This window comes from Pelosinus propionicus DSM 13327 (assembly GCF_900114615.1).
Taxonomy (GTDB): Bacteria; Bacillota; Negativicutes; order DSM-13327; family DSM-13327; genus Pelosinus; species Pelosinus propionicus.
The window spans coordinates 1-2,408 of record NZ_FOTS01000113.1 but is presented as its reverse complement, the minus strand read 5'-3'; the positions used below and the strand labels follow the sequence as shown (position 1 = coordinate 2,408).

Here is a 2,408-nt window from a genome sequence, read left to right as displayed (position 1 = left end):
CAGCGTCAGGATTAATAGTCCGTATCCATGCCAAAACGTGATACAGGATTTGATCGGTATTCGATGGATCTACAACAGGGAACCATCTTTCAGGACTCACAATTGTTAAACAGCCTTGTTTGCCATTGGAATAAATCTTGAATACTCCATCCCCAAATCTAGACGTATCAATGACAGCCGTATAGATCTTATTGTGCAGTCCTGTATTATCAATTATCGTTTCAATAGCACTGTTTTTACTCTCCTGTTTGCACGTGATATTTGGCGGTTCACCACATAGTAAATCAGCAGTTTTAATACTGACTAATTGCTGGTAACTAAGGTTGGTTAAAATGGAAAAGATCTCTTGATAATCACCGACAACACGATTAAGGCGATTGATCATTAAAAAGTAGGGATGCATAGAACTAAAATTAGACGTAGCAAAACCCCCAGCCATTGGAATGGCATAAGGCGGCACACAGTCAAATATTAGCTTATTGTCACGGTATTTCTCTAGCCTGTCCCTTTCACTTTTAGGCGGGAATTGCTTACCAGTCCCCAGCCAGTTTAAGTCATATAACATTATCGAATTCCCACCTTCTTCTTATTGACGACCTTCACGCCTCTGCCTGTCATTTCGGACTCCATAGCATACCGCGTCATATCAATCGTGTGATTGTTTTTATCAGGGTATTGGCTTTTAAAGCCACCTTTACCATCTGGTTCTAATTCATAGGTTAAAAACTCCCTGGCTGCGTTCGGACAACGTTGATCATCAATAATTATGGCATCAAGCGAAGCAAGCCACTTAATGCCATGATCAACACTTCCAGGACCTTTTCTTGCTTTTTGAATACGCATGCCAAGCTCCTGCAGTTCATTGATACTGCGCGGCTCTTCGCTGTCCGCTGTGGTCATATCACGGTGATAGCCTTTATTTCTAAGAGCGTCATATAGCTTACCGTTTGACAAGGTAAGTTTATATATTTCATCGTAGATATACAGCCTTTTGCGAGTCTTGTCATAATACATACGCCCCCAAGCTAGTGGATCAGGAGTCCATCCAAAGTCTAGACCTTGATAATTTTTATCCCAGCGCTTAATAACTTCATCCGAGATAAGGCGTATAGACACGTTAGAGAATATTTCTCCACCCGTACCAGTTACGGCGCCCATATATTCATGTTCATAGGCAGCAAGATTAACTTTTTTCAAGTGCTCTGCTTCCGAAATAAACTGTTCTCCTAGCCAGTGGCGCGGAACCTGTAAGTACGTGGAATGATGGATAAACCTGTCGTCCCGTGTGTAAGTAACCTCAGTGTTGATCCATGATTGTATGCTTTTGGGCGGGTTATATGTATAGAAAACGAAACTATGAAACTCTGACCTCATGAGTGTTTGTAGTACAGAGCGTATTGCTTCCATGCCGCTAAACTGATCAGCCTCTTCAAACCAAATAAATTTAAAATAGCCTTTTGCAAGCTTAGTTGATTTTTGCTTCTTAGGATCATCAAGACCTTTAAACAATATCTTTTGCCCTGTCGGTATATATGTTAAACGTAAGGGGTTAAGATTTACCTTCCAATGCTCAGATACTTCTAATTCATTGATCGCCCAATTTATTTGTTCATACACTGAATCATGTAACGTAGAGCCAAACGTCCTGTAAATAATTGCGTTAGCGTCTGGATCTCTCATAATCTCTGTAACGATATATAAAGACACGAAAGAGGATTTAGTTGATCCGCGACCACCTTTTAGAAAGTAATGCGTGTGAAGGCTATCTTGCAAGTCCCAAAACAGATCATGGAAACCAGGTGAGATAAGGTCAGAGAATTTAATCTGTTTTGTTTCTAGGGATATCGTAGACAACTTGTACAGCTCCCTTATGGTTTACGTCCAACTTATCAGTGAACATGCCAAGATGCTTTCCTGCCAACTCTAAGGCTTTTATCTTATCTACCACTTTTACTTCACGCTCGATACTATCACCATATTCTGTGGGAACTTTTTTTACTTTTATGGAGGCAATAGCGGCAGTATCATCCACGGAAGCACATGACTTAATCTCTGCTGTCTCAGGATTAACAATATCCATTATATTTACTCGAGCAATACGAGCGATTTCCTGCAAGATTAAATCCTGATTAATTCCTGTTCGCTTGGATCGCTCTGCCTTTGCTTTATCTACGCACGCGCGAATACTAACATTTGTTAACAATCTTGCTCCTTGTTCATTTGCAGTATGTGACGAATAACCTGCCCTTATCGCTGCTTGCGTAGCATTTAGGTCAATTAGATATTCTTCTACAAACCGTTCTTGCTTCGGCGTTAACTTTGCCATACTATCACCTCACTTTATAATCGATTTTTTCACTTACCTCCTGACCTAATGCAATTCGGATTATCTACCCGCATAAGGTTTT

Annotated in this window: 3 protein-coding genes; all 3 read right to left on the bottom strand. The window is 40.5% G+C overall.

The annotated features are described in order from the left end of the window. The coding region (locus tag BMZ99_RS25690) for a phage portal protein (RefSeq protein WP_139214868.1) at positions 1 to 565 on the bottom strand (565 nt) is incomplete at its 3' end. Further along, the gene (locus BMZ99_RS25685; RefSeq protein WP_245755166.1) at positions 565 to 1,773 is read right to left on the bottom strand and encodes a PBSX family phage terminase large subunit; all 1,209 of its coding nucleotides are present in this window, start codon (positions 1,771 to 1,773) and stop codon (positions 565 to 567) included. The genes BMZ99_RS25685 and BMZ99_RS25690, both read right to left, overlap by 1 nt. Positions 1,774 to 1,819: 46 nt before the next feature. Beyond that, positions 1,820 to 2,326 (bottom strand): terminase small subunit, encoded by a 507-nt coding sequence (locus tag BMZ99_RS25680; RefSeq protein ID WP_090944937.1) that lies wholly within the window; start codon positions 2,324 to 2,326, stop codon positions 1,820 to 1,822. Between the last annotated feature and the right edge of the window lie 82 nt (positions 2,327 to 2,408).

What these genes read in the sequence shown, in the direction of transcription:
- BMZ99_RS25680 (WP_090944937.1), bottom strand. Translation starts at nt 2,326, where the DNA reads ATGGCAAAGTTAACGCCGAAGCAAGAACGGTTTGTAGAAGAATATCTA.